Below are 20359 nucleotides of genomic sequence, written 5' to 3'. Positions count from 1 at the left end.
CCTAGGGTTCCGGGACGTAACTGTCTGACTGGTTCGAGCGGCGCCACGGCTGACTGCGATCGGTGAGCCGTCATCTAAAAGGATAGAAGCCTGGAGGACTCCTGTGTCGCGCCCCCGTGCGGCGGGAAGGGTCCTCGTGTCTGTATTTGCTTTGTTCCTTGTCCTTTCGGCAGCGATCTGTCATGCGGCATGGAATGTGCTGGCTCACGGTGTGAGTCGGATCGGCGTGCCGTTCTTATGGTGGGGAGCTCTGGCGAGCACCCTGATCTGGGCACCGCTCATCCCGCTCACGGGCGGGTTCGGTGTCGGCGGGCCCCAGCTCTTCGTGGGTTTCGCTGTGGGTGCCGGGGTGTCCGGTGTTTTACACGTGCTGTACATGCTGGTGTTGCAGCAGGGCTATGCGCGGGGTCGGTTGTCGACGGTCTATGCGACTGCCCGCGGGACGGGGCCGGCGTTGAGCTCGTTCCTCGCCGTGGTGTTGCTCGGGGAGCACCTCGATGTGATTGCGATGCTCGGAGTCGCCGTCATCGTCGTCGGGGTGATCGCGACAGGACTGATCGATCGAACAACACCCGCGGCAGGTATGCGGCGGGGGCTGGATCTGAGCATCGTGTTCGGGGTGTTAACAGGCGTGGCGATTGCTTCATACACAATTTGGGATGCGCATGCGTTGCGCACGTGGGGACTGTCGCCGGTGGCGTTCATGGTTGGGTGCACGGCGGTGGAGCTTGTGCTCTATGCACCTCAGGTGTTCCGACGCAGGGGCGAGATGATCGCTGTAGCCCGAGCGCACTGGCCGCGCATTGCGGCGTTCGGGGTGCTGTCCCCGCTGTCGTACATTCTCGTGCTGACCGCCATGACGGTGGCGCCGGTGGCGCTGGTGGCACCGGTTCGAGAGGTGAGCGTTGTGCTGGTGTCGCTGTTCGGAGTGTTGGTGTTGCGCGAGGGCTCTGCTGTCCGGCGCGTCACAGCGTCGGTCGTGGTCGTGTTCGGTGTACTGCTGCTGGCGTCGTGAGCTCTGCGTCAGATGCCAATTGGTCGGATGAAGTGGCCGCCTTCAAAATAGCGCCCTGATGCTGAGACGGTGAATCGGACGATGTCGCTTCGGTAGCGGTCGTCCGACGCCTCGATGGTGCGTCCATCGGTATGGCGAGTGATTCTGCGCAGCCGGAGGATCGGCGCTCCACGTTCCAGGCCGAGCAAGGATGCATCTGTTGAATCCGCTGCGACGGCGTCTATCTCATGATCCACGTCGGCCGATTTCCAGCCACGGGATTCAAGGAACTCAGTGATCGAGACGGTATCGAGGTCGACGTCGAAGAGGTGCCGACCGACCGGTTCAATGTAGGTCAACCGTTCGACCATCGTCGGCCGGCCGTCGAGTGAGCGCAGTCGGAGCACGTCGACGACGAGATCGCCCTCTGTAATTCCGAGGAGCGCAGCCTGTTCGCTGTCGGAGCGGCGAAGTGCCACGTGTTGGGTCAGGGCTCCGGGGTTTGCGCCAATCTCGCGAGCCCACTTGGTGAATGGGATCGAGACGTCTACGGCCTGGTACGCCTTGCGTTCGGTCACCCGGCTGGGGCGGCCCCTGGTGCTCTCAATCAGCCCTTCAGCCCGGAGGACGGCGAGGGCGTTTCGAATAGGCCCTCTCGATGTGCTCCAGCGGTCGGCGAGCTCACCCTCGGTCGGGATCTCGTCGCCCGGACGGAGGCGACCCGTCGTGATAGCGGAGCGCAGATCGTCGGCGATTTGCTTGTACATAACATCGGCCACGTAGGCACCCTACTGGCCCTGCGGTATTCGAGTGGCACGGACACGCGCCGTTCATCTAGCGGATACATAGGTGAACACGTCGTGAACTAACGGCCAGATAGGTATACATCTTGACGACAGGTCGGGCAGAATTTCAGACGACCCTCGATCCCGCCCGGAAAGGCAATCATGATCACACGTACCCGTATGTCCGTCGCGACGCTCGCCGTCGCCAGTGCTCTCACCCTCGCGCTTACCGGATGCTCCGGCGCCACATCCTCCGACGATGCGGCCGCCGCAGACGCTGAGGGCGGCTACGCCGTCGATTCAAGCACCCTCGTCTTCGGGGTTGTCCCCGACTCCGTCGACACCGAGACCAACTACCAGCCCCTGATGGACTACATTGCCCAGGAGACCGGCAAAACCGTCGAATACCACGAGTCGACCGACTATGCGGCTCTGATCGAGGCGGCTATCGCCGGCCAAATCGACGTCGCCTCCTTCTCCGGTTTCACCTATGTGACCGCGACGAACAATGGTGCAGAGCTGACACCGATTTCCTCGATCATCACCACAGAGGGCCAGGAGCCCGGGTACTACTCAGAGGCGATCGTGCCAACGGGAAGCTCCATCACATCGATCGAACAGATGAAGGGCAAGAAGATCTGCTTCGTCGACCCGTCGTCGACCTCTGGCTATCTCTTCCCCAGCTACAACCTGCTTGAGGCCGGCGTCGACCCGGAGGCCGACGTGACGCCGGTGTTCGCCGGCAAGCACGACGTCAGCGTGCAGAAGGTGGGCGAGGGCGTCGAGTGCGAAGCCGGCTTCGCCGAGGACAGCGAGGTTGAGAAGTCAGACAAGGTCAAGGTCATCGCCAAGACGATGGTTCCCGGTGCCCCGATCGTCGAGTCGAACACCCTCCCGGCAGACGTCAAGCAGAAGCTTCGAGACATCCTCTCCGAAGTCACCGCAGACGACATCGTTGCAGCTGGCATCGACAGTGCAGACTCCGAGGGATTCCGGAGCGTCTTCTACGCCACCGTTCCCGTCGACGACTCGTACTACGACCAGATCCGCGACATCTGCGAGGCAACCAAAGCCACTCAGTGCCAGAAGTAGCTATCGGCTGACGCTGACGAACCGACTCGGAGAATCCCATGACGACCACACCACCCGCTGCACCTGAGAAGGTCATAGAAATTGCCGGCCTCACGAAGCAGTTCGGCACCACCACCGCTCTCAATGGCGTCTCCCTCACCGTGCGCCGCGGGGAAATCGTCGTCTTACTCGGACTCTCCGGGTCGGGCAAGTCCACCCTCCTCCGCCACATCGACGCCCTCGAACTCCCGACGGCAGGATCTGTGGCGGTCCTCGGGGAGAATGTGCCCGCTCTGGGCGGCCGCCGTCTGCGCACGCTCCGCAGCCGAATCGGCTTCATCTTCCAGCAGTTCGAACTCGTGCCATCGCTGACTGTCCTCGAGAACGTGCTTACCGGCGCCCTCGCCGAGCTTCGCGGTCCCCGGCTTGGCCTCTGGAGCTACCCGAAGTCAAGCAAGCTGCGCGCGCTGCGCCACCTCGAACGCGTCGGGCTTCTCGACCGTGCCTACCAGCGCGCGGACACGCTCTCAGGAGGACAGCAACAGCGCGTGGCAATTGCCCGTGCACTGATGCAGAACCCGAGCATCCTGCTCGCCGACGAGCCCGTCGCGTCTCTTGACCCAGAGTCGAGCGATCAGGTCATGGCACTCATCAGGGAGATCGCTTCCGAAGAGGGTCTCACCGTGCTCTGTAGCCTGCACCAGGTCGACCTCGCGATCGCGTGGGCCGACCGCATCGTCGGCCTCCGTCATGGCGCTGTCGTGCTCGACCTGCCGACCGCCGGACTATCCAAAACCCAGGTCATGGAAATCTACGGTCGCGTCGCAACCACAACGTCAGAGCTGGAAGCTGTTCAGATCGAGCTGCTGGCTCCGGAGGCAGCGCTGTGACCGTTACCCTTCCGTCCAGACGGGCGACACAAACGCCCGACTCCGGCGTGGCCGAGCGTGCTCCACGGCCGCGTCGTTCTCCCCAGCGAATCGCCGCCGTTCTCACACTTGCCGCTCTCGTGGTGCTGGCGGTCGGCGCCCTCGCAGAGGTCGACATTTCTCTCCCGCGCATGGTGCAGAGCTGGTCAAACGCAGAGCGTTTCTTCGTTCGTGTTGGCCCCATCACGTTCCCAGACCGCGATGTACTTATCGCGCTCACGGCACAGACCCTCGGACTCGTGTTCACCGGCACGCTGCTGGCCGCCGTGCTGTCGGTCCCCCTGGCCTACCTCGCTGCGTCCAACACCTCTCCCAGCAACAGTTGGCGCGGCCTGGCCCGCTTCCTCGGTGTCCTCGCCAGGGCGGTTCCCGACGTCGTGCTGGCGATGGTGTTCGTGCTGATGTTCTCGCTCGGCTCCCTCCCTGGCATCCTCGCCATCGGAATCCACTCAATCGGCATGATCTCGAAAATGTTCGCCGATGCCATCGAGCAGATTGACGAAGGCCCGAGACTCGCCATCCGAGCAGCGGGCGGCTCGAAGCTGCAGGAATTCACCGCCGGTGTGCTGCCGCAGGTGCTCCCATCGTGGGTGGCCACCGTCCTGCACCGCAACGACATCAACCTGCGCGGCTCCGTCATCCTCGGCTATGTCGGGGTGGCCGGGCTGGGTTTGGAGATGTCCTACGCGTTCAAGTCGCTCGAATATGGCCGAGGACTCGGCATTGCACTCATCATCTTCGCCCTCTGTGTCGTCATGGAGATCGTCTCGAGCTCTGTCCGCGCGGCCATGCTCGGGCCAGGCAACACCGCTACAGGGCCGTTCGACAGGCTGTTTCGCCGGATCCGCCCGCCGCAGCCCGCACGAGTGCCAAACGTCCCTGCCATCACCAGCGAATCAGCGCTGCGACGTCCGTGGAATGCAACGCGTGTGCGCAACACCATCGCCGGCATTATCACCGTGGCAGTAGTCGTCGCGTCTGTCCTCGTCAGCGACATCCACTGGGCCGACTTTGTCACATTTTGGGGACGGGTTCCCGCAGTAGCGGTCCAGTTCTGGCCGCCATCATTCGGCAGCTATGAGGTCGCCACGATGGTCGAAGCCATGCGTGAGACAGTCGTGATCGCGCTGGCGGCCGCCCTGTTGACGGTGGTCGCTTCATTCGTCATCGGTTCCCTCGCTGCGCGGAACGTGGCACCGAATCGGACCGTCCGGAGTGGCTTCCGGCTTCTCCTTGTTGTGGTGCGCGGCATTCCAGAGTTGATACTGGCGATCGTATTGATCGTCATCAGCGGGTTGGGGACGCAGGCAGGCACGATCGCGCTTGCCGTCGGCGGTGTCGGACTGCTCGGCAAACTGATCGCCGACTCGGTGGAGGAAGTTGCCAGCGGACCAGAACGGGCGCTGACCGCGACCGGCGCAACCCGGCTGCAGATCTACGCCGGCGCAACCGTGCCGCAGTCGGCCCTGGCAATGCTCGGGCACACCTTCTATCTCATAGACACGAATATTCGCGCGGCAACCCTGCTCGGCATTGTCGGCGGTGGCGGCATCGGCTACTACCTGCTCAACGCCAGCCAAGGCTCGAACTACGCGACGGTGACCGCCATCGTGCTGATGATCCTGGTCACGGTCCTTCTTGTCGAAGGGCTCGCCATGTGGATGAGGAGGGTATTCCGATGAGTGAACGCTTCGATATCGCCATCGTCGGTTCTGGCATTGTTGGGCTCGGCGCCGCCTACGCTGCGGTGCGGCGGGGACTGCGAGTTGTGGTCATCGACCGGAGCACCGAACCAGTCGGTGCGACTGTTCGCAACTTCGGCCACCTCTGCTTTACCCCGCAGGCCGGCGACGCACGCCGCTACGGGATCGCATCGAGGGAAATCTGGCTGCGCCTCTCCCGCGACGCCGGCTTTTGGCTCCGCGAATCCGGCACACACGTTATCGCCAGGCACAGCGACGAGCTCGCGCTTCTCGAGGCATCCGCCGCTCATATGGCGCACGGGTTCGGCGAGGAGCCGGCGATCCGGTTGCTCGACGCCACCGAAATGGCGGCCGTTGTGCCCGTAGAATCGCGCCAGCTGACCGGCGGCGCGGTGCTTCCCTACGACTTGCAGACGAATCCGCGTACGGCGGCGACGGCGATTGTGCGCCACCTCGCTTCCCTCGGCGTCGAATTCCGGATGCGCGCGTCAGTGGGCAGCGTCACCACCGGCACCGTTCACACCAGCAGGGGCGTCATACACGCGGATACGGTCGTGGTCGCGGTCAACCACGACATCGACCAGCTGCTCCCTGACCTCGCCGAGGAGCACCGCATTGTGCGCTGCTCGCTCGACATGCTCCGCGTAGACCTGCCGCTCCCCCGTCCGCTGGCGGCACCCCTGCTGACCGGTTGGTCCCTCATTCGCTACAGCGCCTTCGCGACGCTGCCTCAAGCGGATGCCGTACGCGAACGACTGCACACGCAGCGTCCGGACCTGGCGGCCATCGACCTCAACCAGATGTACACCCAGCTTCCCGACGGCAGCGTCATAGTCGGCGATTCCCACCACAAGGCCACTGCGCCGTCCCCTTTCCAAAGCGAAGCAACAGCCGGCCTTCTCCTGGAGGAAACGTCGAAGCTCTTCGGCGCACCGGCCAGGGTGCTCGAGCGATGGCAAGGCATCTATGCCAGCGCCCCAACCGAATTCCTGGTGGCGGAACCAGAACCCGGAGTAGTCGCCCTCGCCGCGACCACCGGCATCGGCATGACCACGGGGCTCGGCCTGGCCGAAACAATTCTGTCCGAGCGTCTCGGCGCTCTCAACCCCATGAAAGGCATCTGATGTCGCTTAACACCGAAACCCCGACCGCCACCTCCCACGCTCTCGACGGCATCGAGCTCGTCGTCTTCGACATGGCCGGAACCACCGTCAGCGACGACGGCGTTGTCGAGATGGCCTTCCAGCGTGCCGCCGAGCGCACGAACGTCGTCGCGCAGCTCTCACAAGCAGAAGCGCTCGCCTACGTTCGCCAGACCATGGGAATGTCGAAGATCGATGTCTTCACTCACCTTGCCGGCGGCGACACTCACGCAGCGGCACGCGCCACCGTCGCATTCGAGGACGCATATGCCGAGCTGATCGTCGAGCAGAACGTCACCGAGATCCCCGGCTCCGAATCGCTGATCCGTCGTCTCATCGCTGATGGGGTGAAAGTGGCCCTCACCACCGGATTCGCACCCGTGACTCGCGACGCGATCCTCCGTTCCCTCGGGTGGATCGATCTCGTCGACATCGCTCTCTCCCCCGTTGACGCCGGTCGCGGACGCCCAGCCCCCGACCTCGTCCTGGCCGCGGCGCTGCGAGCGGGAGTCAGCGCAATGAGCGCCGTCGCCGTGCTCGGCGACACTGCCAGCGATGTCCGCTCCGGCCGAGCAGCCGGGGCCGGCCTGGTTGTCGGGGTCCTCAGCGGATCCCACGGTCGGGCCACCCTCGTCGAGGCCGGCGCAGACGCCGTCATCGAAGATCTGACGCAGTTGCCCTCGCTTTCCCCCGTGGCAGCACGATGACCCTCCAGACAATGGCAGCACCGCACAGCATTCTGCTTGAGCCGGCGGCATTGGCAATGGTCTGGGTCGCGCCAGACCGTCCGCACGAAAAGGCAGCGTTCGTCAGCGTCGACCTTGACCCGCTCGAGGTCCTCGTCGAGATCGAACTCGCAACCATCTGCGGGTCTGACGTTCACACAAGCCGCGGCGACCGTGCAGCCCCGTCTCCTCTGGTGTTGGGGCACGAGCAAGTTGGTCGGATCGTCGCCATCGGCAGCGGCTCTCCACGGGCGGTCGACGGGGCGCTCCTCACTGTCGGCAATCGCGTCATCTGGTCGATAGCCGCAAGTTGCGGCGCCTGCGATCGCTGCGTATCCGGCCTGACCCAGAAGTGCCGCACCCTGCGGAAATACGGGCACCAGAAGATCGAGAAGCGGTGGTCGCTGTCCGGTGGATTCGCCACCCACACCCACCTGCTCGCCGGCACCCCGATCGTGTGCGTGCCCGAATCGGTACCGGCCGAAGTACTCGCACCGGTCTCGTGCGGCACGGCAACTGCATGGGCAGCGCTCGACGCGGCCGCTCGCACCCACCCTCACCAGAGCCCCGATGTGCTCATCAGCGGAGCGGGACTCATTGGACTCACGGCAACCGCGATCGCAACCGACAGGGGGTCGAAAGTCGTCGTTGCCGACCCCGACCCCGTTCGCCGGGAGATGGCGCTCCGTTTCGGCGCAACTGCGACCTACAACCCGCTCGCAGACCCGGACGAGATTGCACGCATCCTCAGCGCGGCCGGTGTCGACGACGGCTTCGATGTCGTCATCGAAGCTTCTGGATCCCGCGCTGCGGTCGCCGACGCGTTCGGCTCTGCCGCGGTCGGCGGCACGATCGTGCTTGTCGGCAGCGTCTCCCCGACCGAGCCTGTGCCACTCGATCCCGAGGACATGGTTCGCCGACTTTTGACCGTGACCGGCGTCCACAATTACACGGAAGCGCACCTGATGGGCGCCGCGGCATACATAACTGAGCGATGGGAGACCCGACCATTCCATGAACTCGTCGGCGCAACCATCGCGCTTGATCGACTCGACGAGGGAATTCGTCAGGCCGGTCCAGGCGGACCAGTTCGTGTCGCGATTGATCCGCGGATCCAGTAGACGCTCGCTGGCGCTCACGTCTCGGATTCCCGACCGCTCAGGGGTCTTCGCATCGACAACGACGCCGGGTCTGGTCAACACAGACGCGACCGGCAGGCCGGCGGCAGTGAGCCTCCGAAGGATTTCGAATGCGAAGACCTCCGTCGCGGTCTTCGCCTTCGTGTACGCGCCGATGCTGGTCAACGGGAGACGTCAAATGTGGTCGGTCGCGTATCGGGATGTGCCCACGCATGAGCGGAAGTCCGTCATCCGTCTTTGCACGACGGCTCATCGAACACGCGGTTCGTCTCGGCACACCCGCTGACCGCACGCTGATGCTGGACATCTTCTCCACGGCCTCCGCCCCGCCGCCGGGTAGCCAGCATCACGCCGTGAATTGCGCGGAAACACCTCTGACCGCGCTGACGGCTTGGTCATAGAGGTCGGCAAGCCTCAAGCCTCCGCCCAATCGTGTCCATAGTTCGCCGGCGACATCGAGACACGCGATGGCGCTGGCAACAATGGCGTCAGCTGCCGGATCATCGTGGTCAGCGCCGACACCGAGTCGTTCGCGGATGTTCGGCACGAGCAGCGACTGCCAATGCAAGTGCTTTTCAATGCTGCGCGCGCGCAACGACGGCGTCTCATACATCATCTTCGAGATTTTCAGAGTGATACCAGGCTCGACTTCAAGGGCGTCCACAGCGTTCAAGGCGGCGCGAAGCGCTTCCCAGGGCGCGACAGTCAGGGGAACAGCTTCGAGAGCCTGTTGGACTAGCAGGCCCTGGTTTGCGAGGTCGCCGAGCACAACGTCTTCCTTCGTGCCGAAGTATCGGAAGAAGGAGCGTCGTGAGATGCCAGCTGCCGCGACTATCTGATCAACGGTCGTCTGCTCGAATCCCTGCTCAAGGAAAAGACGCATCGCAACGCCCGTAATTTCGATATAGGCCGCTTGCCGCGATCGCTCCCATAGTGATGCATCAGTACCCATGGTCGAACCTTATCCTAGATGCCCTGTTGACACTCAGTGCCAGCTAGACATAGAGTTCTGCATCTACCGACATTGGAGCCTTCATGCCGACCATCGACCACCGAACCCAGACCGTTCTCATCACCGGAGCCAGCTCCGGAATCGGAGCATCGTTCGCTCGCGCACTCGCCGCCCGAGGATCCAATCTGATCCTGGTCGCGCGCCGGCTCGATCGCCTCGAGCAGCTTGCGGCAGAGCTCGAACAGGACCACGGCATAACCGCCACGGCCATCGCCCAGGATCTCGGCTCGCCGACAGCGGGAACCGAGCTGTACACCGCCGTCTCCACCGCAGGTCTGCATGTGACGAGTCTCATCAACAACGCCGGGTTCGGAACGTTCGGTCCGTTCATCGAGGAGGACCCGGCGCGGCTCGCCCAGGAAATCGCAGTCGACGTCTCCACGCCTGTGCAACTCAGCGCGGCATTCCTGCCTGACATGATCGCAGCCGGCCACGGCTACCTGATCAACGTCGCGAGCATGGCCGCATACACGCCAGCCCCCCGCATGGCCGTCTACGGGGCAGCGAAAGCCTTCATACTCAGCTTCACCGAGTCGCTCTGGGCTGAGCTCCAGGGCACAGGAGTCACGGCGTTCGCGCTGTCCCCTGGTGCGACGAGCACCGAGTTCAACTCCGTCGTCGGCACGGACGACGCCACCGCGGGTGCCAAGATGCGAACTCCAGACGCTGTTGTCGCGACCGCCCTCGCGCATCTCTCCCGCCACAACCCAGGGCCGAGCGTCATAGACGGCACATCCAACTGGGTCGGCGCTGGCGTCTTCCGGCTCGTGAGCCGGCGAACCACCGCCCGGTTGATGTACCGGCTCACAGATCCTGCACGTCGCAACGAAAGCACCCGGGTCTCAGCAGCCCGGTGATCGCCACGCCACGACTCGACAGTTCGGAGCACGTGCTGGCGTTCGTGTGCATAGAGCTGCTGAAACTCCCACGTTTAAGATTTCCAAGCCCTAGATGTACTGAACCGGGATCGTCGTAGTCGACGTCGGTGTCTCGAAGAGCACCTCGAGCGCCGGCTTCAGCTCTGCGACCCAGATCGCATACCCTGCCTCGTTCAGGTGCAGCCGGTCTTCGGAGAATCCCACGCCGATTTCCCCGTCTGGGTCGGCGAGCATCGGCCACAGGTCGAGATAGCCGGCATGCAGCGTTGGCGCGTATTGCCACACGTGCCGATTGATTGAGCGGATGAGATCGACGTGATCGCGTTCGCGTGGCGGTATCGACTGCGCCAGGATTCGGGTCTCTGGGAGCCGTCTCCGCAGCGTGTGCAATATCGTCTCAACGTTGCGCACGATGTACTCGTCGCTTCGTCGCCAGCCCACGTCGTTTGTGCCGATCTGAACGACAACTGCGTCTGGCTCAAGTTCGATAACCGACTCCAGCCTGTCCAACAGTGCGTCCGTCGTTTCGCCGCTCACACCTAAGTTGTGAACGGTGAACTCTGGAAACCATTCGTCCCAGCGACCGCCTGTTGTTAGGCCATCGCCGATGAATACTAGTGATCCGGTCATAGTGGCCTCCTCATATCCATCATGCACTGAACCGCAAACATACGACAGAACTCACAGTGGATGCGCACGCAATCGTCTTGCGTGCCCACCGTCAAGCGGGTATGAACGAGCTAGTCGCGCACGATATCGGCGCTGTCAGTCGGCGATTCCGTTGTCAGTCGGCGACTCCGCTGCGGGCTCCGACGCCGCTGTAGCCGTTGATGTGGCAGTTGACGTGGCAGTGGATGTGGCTGTCGGCTGCGACTCAGCCGTTGCGGTGATGCGGTTGGCCATGCCCGTGAAGATGACGCCGTGGAACGGCAGAATCGACCACCAGTACAGCCGCCCACCGAGGCCACGAGGGAAGAAGATCGCGCGCTGCTTGTAGATAGAGCCGCCGGCTGGATCGGTTTCGGCACGCATCTCGAGCCAGGCGCGCCCCGGCACGCGCATCTCGGCACGCAGGCGCAGCAGGTGGCCGCGCTCGATCTTCTCCACCCGCCAGAAGTCGAGGGCGTCTCCGGTGTGCAGCCTGTCGGGGTGCACGCGGCCACGACGGAGTCCGACGCCACCGGCGAGCTTGTCCATCCAGCCACGCACCGCCCAGGCGAGCGGGAACGAATACCAGCCGTTCTCTCCGCCAATCGATTCAATGACACGCCAGAGGTCGGTTCGGTCGGCGCTCGTGTGGCGTTCCTTCACATCGGTGTAGACGATGTGGCCGGCCCAGTCTGGGTCGCTGGGCAGCGGGTTGCTTGATGCGCCCTCGATGGACGCGTTCTGCCAGCTGGTCTCGACCTCGCCGTCGCGCATCCGCCCGAGAGCGAGGCGGACCGCGCGTCGATACGGAGTGAGTCCGTCCTCTGGCTGGGGAATGTAGTCGTCGATGTCGTGCTCGTGCATGACGCAGTCGTATTGCAGCGATGCAATGATCGGGATGGCCAGGCTGCGCGGAATCGGCGTCACCAGATTCACCCACTGCGAGGCCAACCATGGAGTCAAGACAGGGAGGGCTGCGATCGGTCGCTGGTGGAGGCCGGCCTCCAGCGCATAGCCATTCATCATCTGTCCGTAGCGCAGCACGTCCGGACCGCCGATGTCGAAGGTGCGGTTCACCTCTGGCGGCAGTTCGGCCGCATGGATCAAGTAATAGAGCACGTCGCGCACGGCGATCGGCTGGATGAAGTTGCGCACCCATTTCGGCGCCGGCATATACGGCAGAACGTCGGTGAGGTGCCGGATCATCTCGAACGAGGTCGACCCGGACCCAATGACGACCCCGGCCTGCAGCGCCACCGTCGGCACGCCAGAGTCCAGCAATATCTTGCCGACCTCGACGCGGGAGCGGAGATGCGGCGAGAGGTGTTCGGCATCGGGATGCAGCCCGCCCAGGTAGACGATGCGCGACATCCCAACCTCGGCAGCAGCCTGCGCGGCATTCCGCGCCGCGCGCAGCTCCATGCTTTCGAACGCTGGGCCGCTCGACATGGAGTGAACGAGGTAATAGAGCACGTCGCATCCGTCACAGGCACGTCGAACGGATGCCAGATCGTCCAGGTCGCCTGCCACGATCTCGACCTCTGAGGCCCAGGGAACATCGGTGAGGCGCTGCGGCGATCGCACGAGCACGCGCACCTCGTAGCCGGCTTCGAGCAGGCGCGGAACCAGCCGGCCGCCGATGTATCCGGTTGCTCCTGTCACGAGTACGCGTCGTGGGCTCATCACCTCAGCCTACGTTCGTGGCCGCGGTCTCGCTGGGGAGATTTCGCAGCGGCCGCAGCGGTGCAGTGGCCAGGTACCGTGCAGTCGCCGCTACAGTTCTGGCTCGTCGCGCCCGCTGCAGCGGGCGCGACGAGCCAGAACGGGCGCGCTCGCGAGACTCACCTCGCGAGGCAGCTGCGTTAGATCAGCGCCTTGGTGTGCCAGACCGTCTTGGTCTCGGTGAGGGCGACGATCCTGTCGAGGGAGGGAACGGCGGCATCCGGTCCGTTCTCCGGGGTGATCACTCGCTTGAGCGTGTCGGCTGCCGCGATCTGTAGGTCGACCCAGTCGAGGGCCCCTGCGCCGGTGAGGTCGAGGGCGTTCACGTCGGCGTGGCTGGCGAGCCACGGAGCGATTTCAGCAGGCGACCCGGTGAGTACGTTGACGACTCCCCCTGGCACGTCACTGGTGGCGAGCACCTCGGAGAGGCTGATGGCTGAGAGCGGCATCGTCTCGTTGGCGATCACGACGACGGTGTTGCCGGCGACGAGTGCCGGTGCGACGACGCTGACCAGGCCGAGAAGCGAGCCAGCGCCCTGAGGGGCGACGATGGCGACAACACCCGTGGGCTCTGGAACCGACAGGTTGAAGTACGGGCCGGACACCGGGTTCGCATTGCCCGTGACCTGCACGTACTTGTCGGCCCAGCCGGCGTACCAGACCCAGCGGTCGATGGCGGCGTCGACCTGGTCGGCGGCCATCTGCGCTGTGACGCCCTCCGAGTGCATGATCTCGTCGATGAACTGGGCTCGACGGCCTTCGAGCAGCTCGGCGATGCGGTACAGCACCTGCCCGCGGTTGTACGCGGTGCTGTTCGACCAGCCGCTGACGGCTGAGCGCGCGGCGACGACGGCATCGCGGGCATCCTTGCGGGACGCCAGCGCTGCGTTGGCGAGGAATTCGCCTGAACGGCTGGTGATCTCGTACACACGGCCAGACTCGCTGCGCGGGAACTTTCCGCCGATGTAGAGCTTGTACGTCTTGGGAACGGCGAGGCGGGTCACTTGGCGGCCTTCTTTCCTGCGGGAGACTTCTTAGGTGCGGCGGTCGCGGCGTTGGTCGACGCAGCGCCAGTCGACTCGGTGACGGCCTTCGGCGCGGTGCCGGCAGCACTGTCGAGGGCAGCTGCCTGCTCTGCGACCATCGACGGGCGAGCGGATGCCGGCTTCAGGTACGCGGTCAGGCCCTGACGGCCGCCCTCGCGTCCGTAGCCGGACTCCTTGTAGCCGCCGAACGGGCTGGCCGGGTCGAAGCGGTTGAACGTGTTCGCCCAGATGACCCCGGCGCGCAGCTTGTCGGCGACGGCCAGGATGCGGCTGCCCTTGTCTGACCAGATGCCGGCTGACAGGCCGTACGGGGTGTTGTTCGCCTTAGCGATGGCCTCGGCCGGGGTACGGAAGGTGAGCACGGAGAGCACGGGACCGAAGATCTCGTCCCTGGCGATGCGGTGACTGGTCGACACGTTCGTGAAGATCGTCGGCGCGAACCAGAAGCCGTTCTCCGGAATCGCGCAGTCTGGACTCCAGCGCTCCGCACCTTCCTGCTCGCCGATGTTGGAGAGCTCTGTGATGCGCTGCAACTGCTCGCGGCTGTTGATGGCACCGATGTCGGTGTTCTTGTCGAGCGGGTCGCCGAGGCGGAGGGTGGACATCCGCTCTTTCAGGCGGTCGACGACCTCGTCGTGGATGGACTCCTGCACCAGGAGGCGGCTGCCTGCGCAGCACACGTGGCCCTGGTTGAAGAAGATTCCGTTGACGATGCCCTCAATGGCCTGGTCAATGGGTGCGTCGTCGAACACGATGTTCGCTGCCTTGCCACCGAGCTCGAGGGTGAGCTTCTTGTCGGTGCCGGCAACCGAGCGCGCGATGGCGCGGCCGACGGCGGTCGAGCCGGTGAAGGCGACCTTGTTCACGTCGGGGTGGTTGACGAGCAGTTCGCCGGTGTCGCCGGCCCCGGTGATGATATTCACGACGCCGTCGGGGAGGCCTGCCTGCTGGCAGATCTCCGCGAACAGCAACGCGGTGAGAGGAGTGGTTTCGGCGGGCTTCAGCACGACGGTGTTGCCGGCGGCCAAGGCCGGGGCGATCTTCCACGCCAGCATGAGCAGCGGGAAGTTCCACGGGATGACCTGGGCTGCGACACCGAGCGACGCCGGGTTCGGGCCGAGGCCGGCGTGATCGAGCTTGTCTGCCCAGCCTGCGTAGTAGAAGAACCAGGCGGCGACGAGGGGCACGTCGACGTCGCGGCTCTCCTTGATCGGCTTGCCGTTGTCGAGGCTTTCGGCCACGGCCAGTTCGCGGGCGCGTTCCTGCACGAGGCGTGCGATGCGGAACAGGTACTTGCCGCGGTCGCTGCCGGAGAGCTTGGACCAGACGTTATCGTGGGCACGACGGGCGGCGGCGACCGCGGTGTCGACATCCGCTGCATTCGCGTTGCTGATCATTGCGATCTGCTTCTCGGTGGCGGGAGAGATGGTGGAGAACGGCGTACCGCGACCGGCGACGAAGTCACCGTTGATGAAGAGGCCGTAGTCGCTGCGGAGATTCAGGACCGCCTGCGACTCGGGCGCCGGAGCGTATTCGAGAAAGTTCATGTCAGAGGTCCTTAGTCAATCGTCACGTAGTCGGGGCCGGAGTAGTGCCCGGTCGACAGCTTCTGGCGCTGCAGCAACACGTCGTTCAGCAGGCTGGATGCACCGAATCGGAACAGGTGCGGCTGGAGCCACTCTTCACCGACGGTCTCGGCGACCGTGACGAGGTACTTGGTCGCATCCTTGGCGGTGCGGATGCCGCCGGCCGGCTTCACGCCGATCTTCTCGCCGGTAAGACGGTGCCAGTCACGGACGACCTCGAGCATCGACAGCGTGACCGGGAGCGTGGCGGCCGGAGCGACCTTGCCCGTCGAGGTCTTGATGAAGTCTCCGCCGGCGATGATGGCCAGCCAGGAGGCGCGGCGCACATTGTCGTAGGTGTTCAGTTCGCCGGTCTCGAGGATGACCTTGAGGTGGGCGTAGCTGCCGTCGGCGCGCTTGCAGGCTTCCTTGACGGCGACGATCTGGTCGAAGACCTCGCCGTAGCGGCCGGACAGGAATGCGCCACGGTCGATGACCATGTCGATTTCGTCTGCGCCTGCGGCGACGGCATCCGCGGTGTCTGCCAGCTTGATGGCGAGCGACGCGCGGCCGCTCGGGAAGGCGGTGGCCACGGCGGCGACGTTGATGCCGTCGTCCTTGCCGGCCGAGTGGGAGGCGCCGAGTGCCTCGACGGCGTACGGCACCATGTCGCCGTAGACGCAGACAGCGGCGACGCGCGGGCAGCTCGGGTCTGTCGGGTCTGGCATGAGCGCCTTGCCGACGAGCGAGCGCACCTTGCCTGGAGTGTCTGCACCCTCGAGGGTGGTGAGGTCGATCAGGCGGATGATCGTGTCGATCGCCCACTTCTTCGAGGTGGTCTTGATCGAGCGGGTGCCGAGGGCGGCCGCGCGCTGTTCGAGGCCGACGGCGTCGATTCCGGGGATGCCGTGCAGGTAGCGGCGCAGGTTCGCATCCGTTGCCTCACCGCCGAGAAGCGTCAGAGTGCGCTCCCTGGTGGCCAGTTGACTGCTTGTCATGAGTTGTCCTTGCGGTTGTGGTCGTTCAAAATAGCGTTCGCGGTCTCTTCGTCTGTCACGAGCACCGTGCACAGTCCGCTGCCCACGATTGCCCTGGCGACGGCGTGCTTGCTGCGGCCGGAGATCACGGCGATGGCCGTTTTCGCGCGGCGCAGCTGCTCAAGTTGGATGCCGAGTGTGCGCTCATCGAGCTCGGGGTCGACGATGTTGCCGTTGCTGTCGATGTAGCGGCCGACAATGTCGCCGACGGCGCCCTTCCGCACCAGCTCGCTCACCTGCTCTGCGGTGAGGTAGCCGCTGTCGACCAGGGCGGAGTTCTCGTCAGCTTGGCCGGCGCTGTACAGGTAAGCGGATGCTCCCGCGGCCATGTCGAGGACGGCCGCGACGGCGCGGTCAGACTCGATGGCGCGCTTGGTGTCGAGGCGCTCGAGGATGGCGGGGCTCGGCAGCAGTGTCGCAGCGCCCATGGCTTTCTGCGCGATGGTGACCGCGGTCGTTGCCGCGGTGCCCGCTCGCTTGTTGAGGCTGACGCCGCCATTGATCTGCACGACATTGACGCCGGGCGCCCATCCCTGCTTGAGATGCAGCGAGACGTCGTGGAGGGTGCGGCCCCAGCTGAGTCCGAGCGTGCGCGGGATCGGGCGGAGGCTGGTGAGGTAGTCGGCAGCTGCCTGGGCGGTGCGGGATTGCAGCTCTTCGTCGCTTGCAACTCCGGCAGAGGAGACGACTATGGCATCCGTGAGTCCTGTCACCTCGCGGAGGCGACGTTCGACGGGCAGGCGCCGGGCGCGCGGGTGCACGATCTCGATCCGGATGAATCCGCTGGCCTTGGCCTGGGCGAGCAGCCGACCCACTTTCCAGCGGGTGAGGCGAAGGATCGACCCGATCTCGTCCTGGGTCTTGTTCTCTTCGTAGTACAGCTCGGCCGCACGGATAGACAGCAACTCGTCGGTTTCACTCATGCCGGGGGCCTCCATCCTGCTGACATCGCTCAGCACTCGTTCCAGCGTAGATGGCATAGCCGACTCGATCAACACGTGTGGGCGTAGTTGCTCATATGAGCAGCGAGCCGAAGAACGAATGTGAATCAGCAGCCCGCGCCCGGCACTCGTGACATCCATAGGACTCATTGGGCAGAGATCGCTCGGTTGCACCGAGAGTCGCCACGGCTCAGTTCAGTGGCCAGCGGGCAGGGTTAGTGACACGCGACGAGAATCGAAGCAGGTAGCCGTCTGGGTCCTGCACCAGGAACTGGGACACGTCCGTGGTCGTGTCTCCGGCTTTGTAGCGCTTGATTTCCGGATCCATGAACAGCGGCCAGTTCGCCGCTGCCAGCCGATCAACAATGGGGTCGATGCCCTCTGGCAGTGAAATCTCAAAGTTGACTCCGCGGCCGCGCGGCCCCTCGAGTGGCCCTGTTGCCCAGGTGCGACCGAGGTTCATCTGATCGAGCATGACGTGCGCCGTGCCCATGTGGAGATACGAGAACCCTTCCTCCGGGCGGTCGTAGAGCACCTCGAAGCCGCAGAGCGTCACCCAGAACCCGAGGCTCACGGCGAGATCCGTGACGGTCAGTTCGGGCACGAGCCTCGGAAATGGCGTCGGCTGCTCTGCAGGAGAGGATGTCATTCCCTCAGTATGGCAAGCAGGGCCGACACCGAAGGTGGTGCTTTCCACGCACGTGCATGACCATGGGGACATGCACATCGAGGACGTAGACGAACGAGACAGCACCTGGGAAATGTGGGAATCAACCTTTCGGGTGTATTTCGCCACAGGACCCTCCCGATCGATCCGCACAGTCGACGTGACAGACGCCACCTTCAGCGAGGTGCATGCCTGGGCGAAAGAATCGGCAGCTGCAGGCGTACTCATCGCAATCGCACTCGTCGGCCGCGACGACCGCGGATTGAAAGGGCTGACCTGGCTTCTCGGGATGGATCCGAATGACTACCCTGAAACGCCGTATCGAGAGCGGATGTTTGCGGAGCTACACGCAAACACGTCGCCGCCGACCACGCCCTAAACTCTGGGGATGCAGACCGAAGCCCCAGCACAGCAGCCAGCGACAACCCGTGGCGCGCTCGCCATTGCCATCGATCTCGGTGGCACCAAGGTCGAGTCCGCCCTCGTCGATGACATTGGTGCGCTGCTTCCGGGAACCCGGGCGCGCGCGGCAACCGGCCCTGCAGCGTCGAGCGCCGACCTGGCTGCGAGCGTGGCATCCGTTGTCAGGAGCGCGCTCAGTGCGCTGCCGGCCAATGCGACACTCGCCGGGATCGGCATCGGTACCGCCGGCCCGATCACCGTGGCCACCGGTGCGGTCTCACCCCTCAACCTTCCCGTCTGGCGCGGCTACCCGCTGCGCGACCTGGTGCAGGAGCTGGCACCGGAGACCACGGTGCGCCTCCGCATGGACGGCCTCTGCATCACGCTCGCCGAGCACTGGGTGGGTGCAGGCATCGGCGTTCAGAACCTCATGGGCATGGTGATCTCTACGGGCATCGGCGGTGGACTTATCCTGAACGGCCAGACTGTCGCTGGCCCGAGCGGCAACGCCGGGCACATCGGACACGTCGAGGTGGGCGGCTTCGACGATGCGTGCGCGTGCGGGGGCCGCGGCTGCCTCGAAGCCGTCGCATCCGGTCCGAACACGGTCGCCTGGGCCAAGCGTCAGGGCTGGGCTGGTCACACCGGCGAAGACCTCGCGGCGGCCTACGCGGCTGGTGACGAGATCGCCCGCGCGGCTGTTCGGCGGAGCGGCACGGCCATCGGCCAGGCCATCTCGTCAGCGACCAACCTGGTCGACCTCGATCGGGTGGCCATCGGCGGCGGCTTCTCACACGTGACGCCCGACCTGTTCGACTTCATCCGGGAGGCCATCGAGCGGCGAACGGAATTCGAGTTCGCGCGTCGCGTAGAGGTAGTACCGTCGTCGCTCTCAGGCGAAGGCCCGCTCATCGGCGCCGCGGCGCTGATTCATCGCGCAGCGCTCGTATAAGGTCAACGACTCCGCTCCGCGTCGCCAATACAGGATACGCGGTCTAAAACCGGCCGATTTTTCCTGTTTTCGGTGACAATCCGCCGATTCATCCTGTATTCGAGACACGGCAGCAGACTGCCGATGCGGATGCGCACGCCGACTGCCGAGGCAGGTGCCTAAACCTCCTGGCCGAACCACTGGGCCAGCACCGGGGCCAGCACGTCATCTGACACATTGTGGTCCTGGCCCTGCAGGATGACGTAGGTCGCCTCCGGAACATACTGCGCGATGGTGCGCGCGGCATTGCCCGCCCAGGCTGGACTCGCTTCGCCCGCGATCGCAAGAGTGGGCACGGTGACCTTCTCCAACCGGTCGGTCGGCGCCACTCCCCCATTGCCGAGTGCCACGTCGTAGGGAAGCGTGTGCGCCATGGCAGCCATCGACGGGAAGTACGGCGACTGCTTCACCTGGTCGATCATCTGCGGCGGCATGCCGACCAGCGCCATGAACTCCGCCGCGGCCTCGTCGCGGTGGCCATTCTCAACCAGGGAGCGAAGCTTCTCGGCAGCCTCGGCTGTCGGTCCGTCCTGGCCGGCATACGGCGGCTCGTAGACGGCCAGCTTCTGCATGGCCGCTCCTCGCGCCGAACTCTCGAGCGCGATGGCTCCGCCCGATGAGTGCCCGTAGACGAACGCGTCACCGCCCGTGGCCGCCAGGATTGCGGCCAGATCCTGAACTTCCCACTCGATGTCGTAGTCGCCGGCGTCGCGTGTGCCGCCGCTGTCGCCGCGCCCTCGCCTGTCGTAGCAATAGACCGTGAATCTGTCGCTCAGCAATGCGGCCAGGCCACTCGCCGACATCCGTGTGTTGAATGCACCGCCAATGATCACGAGCGGCAAGCCGCTGCCGGATCGGTCGAATGCGATGGCCGTGCCGTCGGCCGAATGAACGGTTTCCATGCTTCTTGCTCCCACCCGGCGCCCGTGCGCCTGAGGCACAGGGTACTCAGGGTCGATGCG

Annotated in this window: 20 protein-coding genes; 10 read left to right on the top strand and 10 right to left on the bottom strand. The window is 64.7% G+C overall.

Features of this window, described 5'->3' with window-relative positions; translation table 11 throughout:
- Positions 1-136: 136 nt before the first annotated feature.
- Positions 137-1015: an EamA family transporter gene (locus AC25Z0_RS13570; protein ID WP_488133540.1), complete on the top strand. Its 879-nt coding sequence runs from the start codon at positions 137-139 to the stop codon at positions 1013-1015.
- A gap of 8 nt (positions 1016-1023) precedes the next feature.
- On the opposite strand, the gene AC25Z0_RS13565 is transcribed toward AC25Z0_RS13570, so the two are convergent.
- Positions 1024-1773: a GntR family transcriptional regulator gene (locus AC25Z0_RS13565; protein WP_488120181.1), complete on the bottom strand. Its 750-nt coding sequence runs from the start codon at positions 1771-1773 to the stop codon at positions 1024-1026.
- A gap of 168 nt (positions 1774-1941) precedes the next feature.
- Here AC25Z0_RS13565 and AC25Z0_RS13560 point away from each other — a divergent pair, with 168 nt between their 5' ends.
- The 6 genes from AC25Z0_RS13560 to AC25Z0_RS13535 are packed head-to-tail and all read left to right on the top strand — an operon-like array spanning position 1942 to position 8470.
- Positions 1942-2871, top strand: coding sequence for a phosphate/phosphite/phosphonate ABC transporter substrate-binding protein (locus AC25Z0_RS13560; RefSeq protein WP_488133539.1), 930 nt, complete (start codon positions 1942-1944; stop codon positions 2869-2871).
- A gap of 38 nt (positions 2872-2909) precedes the next feature.
- Positions 2910-3740, top strand: coding sequence for a phosphonate ABC transporter ATP-binding protein (gene phnC / locus AC25Z0_RS13555; protein ID WP_488133538.1), 831 nt, complete (start codon positions 2910-2912; stop codon positions 3738-3740).
- Positions 3737-5461 carry a phosphonate ABC transporter, permease protein PhnE gene (gene phnE, locus AC25Z0_RS13550; RefSeq protein ID WP_488133537.1) on the top strand — a complete coding sequence of 575 codons (1725 nt, stop codon included), beginning with the start codon at positions 3737-3739 and terminating at the stop codon, positions 5459-5461. The genes phnC and phnE overlap by 4 nt, the downstream gene beginning before the upstream one ends.
- Entirely contained in the window at positions 5458-6606 is a 1149-nt protein-coding gene (locus tag AC25Z0_RS13545) for a TIGR03364 family FAD-dependent oxidoreductase (RefSeq protein WP_488133536.1), read from the top strand. The genes phnE and AC25Z0_RS13545 overlap by 4 nt, the downstream gene beginning before the upstream one ends.
- Positions 6606-7331, top strand: a complete 726-nt coding sequence (locus AC25Z0_RS13540; protein ID WP_488133535.1) for an HAD family hydrolase — start codon at positions 6606-6608, stop codon at positions 7329-7331. Before AC25Z0_RS13545 ends, AC25Z0_RS13540 begins: the two co-directional genes overlap by 1 nt.
- Complete coding sequence (locus AC25Z0_RS13535; RefSeq protein WP_488133534.1) at positions 7328-8470, top strand: zinc-binding dehydrogenase; 1143 nt, start codon at positions 7328-7330, stop codon at positions 8468-8470. Before AC25Z0_RS13540 ends, AC25Z0_RS13535 begins: the two co-directional genes overlap by 4 nt.
- A gap of 364 nt (positions 8471-8834) precedes the next feature.
- On the opposite strand, the gene AC25Z0_RS13530 is transcribed toward AC25Z0_RS13535, so the two are convergent.
- Positions 8835-9440 carry a TetR/AcrR family transcriptional regulator gene (locus AC25Z0_RS13530; RefSeq protein ID WP_488120174.1) on the bottom strand — a complete coding sequence of 202 codons (606 nt, stop codon included), beginning with the start codon at positions 9438-9440 and terminating at the stop codon, positions 8835-8837.
- A gap of 83 nt (positions 9441-9523) precedes the next feature.
- On the opposite strand from AC25Z0_RS13530, the gene AC25Z0_RS13525 reads away from it, so the two are divergent.
- Positions 9524-10357 carry an SDR family NAD(P)-dependent oxidoreductase gene (locus AC25Z0_RS13525; protein ID WP_488133533.1) on the top strand — a complete coding sequence of 278 codons (834 nt, stop codon included), beginning with the start codon at positions 9524-9526 and terminating at the stop codon, positions 10355-10357.
- A 90-nt stretch (positions 10358-10447) separates the two neighbouring features.
- Here AC25Z0_RS13525 and AC25Z0_RS13520 read toward each other — a convergent pair whose 3' ends face one another.
- From AC25Z0_RS13520 to AC25Z0_RS13490, 7 genes are all read right to left on the bottom strand, one after another.
- On the bottom strand, positions 10448-11008 hold the full coding sequence (locus AC25Z0_RS13520; RefSeq protein WP_488120172.1) for a GDSL-type esterase/lipase family protein: 561 nt from the start codon (positions 11006-11008) through the stop codon (positions 10448-10450).
- A 135-nt stretch (positions 11009-11143) separates the two neighbouring features.
- Complete coding sequence (locus AC25Z0_RS13515; RefSeq protein WP_488133532.1) at positions 11144-12709, bottom strand: SDR family oxidoreductase; 1566 nt, start codon at positions 12707-12709, stop codon at positions 11144-11146.
- A 179-nt stretch (positions 12710-12888) separates the two neighbouring features.
- Positions 12889-13752, bottom strand: a complete 864-nt coding sequence (locus AC25Z0_RS13510) for an aldehyde dehydrogenase family protein (RefSeq protein ID WP_488133531.1) — start codon at positions 13750-13752, stop codon at positions 12889-12891.
- Complete coding sequence (locus AC25Z0_RS13505; RefSeq protein ID WP_488120169.1) at positions 13749-15341, bottom strand: aldehyde dehydrogenase family protein; 1593 nt, start codon at positions 15339-15341, stop codon at positions 13749-13751. Before AC25Z0_RS13505 ends, AC25Z0_RS13510 begins: the two co-directional genes overlap by 4 nt.
- Positions 15342-15352: 11 nt before the next feature.
- Positions 15353-16357, bottom strand: a complete 1005-nt coding sequence (gene deoC, locus AC25Z0_RS13500) for a deoxyribose-phosphate aldolase (protein ID WP_488133530.1) — start codon at positions 16355-16357, stop codon at positions 15353-15355.
- A complete protein-coding gene (locus tag AC25Z0_RS13495; protein ID WP_488120167.1) occupies positions 16354-17319 on the bottom strand; it encodes a sugar-binding transcriptional regulator in 966 nt (321 codons plus the stop codon). The genes deoC and AC25Z0_RS13495 overlap by 4 nt, the downstream gene beginning before the upstream one ends.
- A 208-nt stretch (positions 17320-17527) precedes the next feature.
- Positions 17528-17986 carry a bleomycin resistance protein gene (locus AC25Z0_RS13490; protein ID WP_488133529.1) on the bottom strand — a complete coding sequence of 153 codons (459 nt, stop codon included), beginning with the start codon at positions 17984-17986 and terminating at the stop codon, positions 17528-17530.
- 70 nt (positions 17987-18056) lie between these two features.
- Between AC25Z0_RS13490 and AC25Z0_RS13485 the strand changes: the two genes are divergently transcribed.
- The gene (locus AC25Z0_RS13485) at positions 18057-18383 is read left to right on the top strand and encodes a hypothetical protein (RefSeq protein ID WP_488120165.1); all 327 of its coding nucleotides are present in this window, start codon (positions 18057-18059) and stop codon (positions 18381-18383) included.
- Between the two features lie 9 nt (positions 18384-18392).
- Positions 18393-19358, top strand: coding sequence for an ROK family protein (locus tag AC25Z0_RS13480; protein ID WP_488133528.1), 966 nt, complete (start codon positions 18393-18395; stop codon positions 19356-19358).
- A gap of 158 nt (positions 19359-19516) precedes the next feature.
- Here the strand turns inward: AC25Z0_RS13480 and AC25Z0_RS13475 are convergent, their stop codons facing one another.
- The gene (locus AC25Z0_RS13475) at positions 19517-20299 is read right to left on the bottom strand and encodes an alpha/beta fold hydrolase (RefSeq protein ID WP_488120163.1); all 783 of its coding nucleotides are present in this window, start codon (positions 20297-20299) and stop codon (positions 19517-19519) included.
- Between the last annotated feature and the right edge of the window lie 60 nt (positions 20300-20359).

The organism is Leifsonia sp. Y862 (assembly GCF_057669585.1).
This window is presented reverse-complemented; position numbering and strand designations above follow the sequence as displayed.

What these genes read in the sequence shown, in the direction of transcription:
- AC25Z0_RS13560 (WP_488133539.1), top strand. Translation starts at nt 1,942, where the DNA reads ATGATCACACGTACCCGTATGTCCGTCGCGACGCTCGCCGTCGCCAGT.
- phnC (WP_488133538.1), top strand. Translation starts at nt 2,910, where the DNA reads ATGACGACCACACCACCCGCTGCACCTGAGAAGGTCATAGAAATTGCC.
- AC25Z0_RS13545 (WP_488133536.1), top strand. Translation starts at nt 5,458, where the DNA reads ATGAGTGAACGCTTCGATATCGCCATCGTCGGTTCTGGCATTGTTGGG.
- AC25Z0_RS13540 (WP_488133535.1), top strand. Translation starts at nt 6,606, where the DNA reads ATGTCGCTTAACACCGAAACCCCGACCGCCACCTCCCACGCTCTCGAC.
- AC25Z0_RS13535 (WP_488133534.1), top strand. Translation starts at nt 7,328, where the DNA reads ATGACCCTCCAGACAATGGCAGCACCGCACAGCATTCTGCTTGAGCCG.
- AC25Z0_RS13530 (WP_488120174.1), bottom strand. Translation starts at nt 9,440, where the DNA reads ATGGGTACTGATGCATCACTATGGGAGCGATCGCGGCAAGCGGCCTAT.
- AC25Z0_RS13525 (WP_488133533.1), top strand. Translation starts at nt 9,524, where the DNA reads ATGCCGACCATCGACCACCGAACCCAGACCGTTCTCATCACCGGAGCC.
- AC25Z0_RS13520 (WP_488120172.1), bottom strand. Translation starts at nt 11,008, where the DNA reads ATGACCGGATCACTAGTATTCATCGGCGATGGCCTAACAACAGGCGGT.
- AC25Z0_RS13515 (WP_488133532.1), bottom strand. Translation starts at nt 12,709, where the DNA reads ATGAGCCCACGACGCGTACTCGTGACAGGAGCAACCGGATACATCGGC.
- AC25Z0_RS13505 (WP_488120169.1), bottom strand. Translation starts at nt 15,341, where the DNA reads ATGAACTTTCTCGAATACGCTCCGGCGCCCGAGTCGCAGGCGGTCCTG.
- deoC (WP_488133530.1), bottom strand. Translation starts at nt 16,357, where the DNA reads ATGACAAGCAGTCAACTGGCCACCAGGGAGCGCACTCTGACGCTTCTC.
- AC25Z0_RS13495 (WP_488120167.1), bottom strand. Translation starts at nt 17,319, where the DNA reads ATGAGTGAAACCGACGAGTTGCTGTCTATCCGTGCGGCCGAGCTGTAC.
- AC25Z0_RS13490 (WP_488133529.1), bottom strand. Translation starts at nt 17,986, where the DNA reads ATGACATCCTCTCCTGCAGAGCAGCCGACGCCATTTCCGAGGCTCGTG.
- AC25Z0_RS13485 (WP_488120165.1), top strand. Translation starts at nt 18,057, where the DNA reads ATGCACATCGAGGACGTAGACGAACGAGACAGCACCTGGGAAATGTGG.
- AC25Z0_RS13480 (WP_488133528.1), top strand. Translation starts at nt 18,393, where the DNA reads ATGCAGACCGAAGCCCCAGCACAGCAGCCAGCGACAACCCGTGGCGCG.
- AC25Z0_RS13475 (WP_488120163.1), bottom strand. Translation starts at nt 20,299, where the DNA reads ATGGAAACCGTTCATTCGGCCGACGGCACGGCCATCGCATTCGACCGA.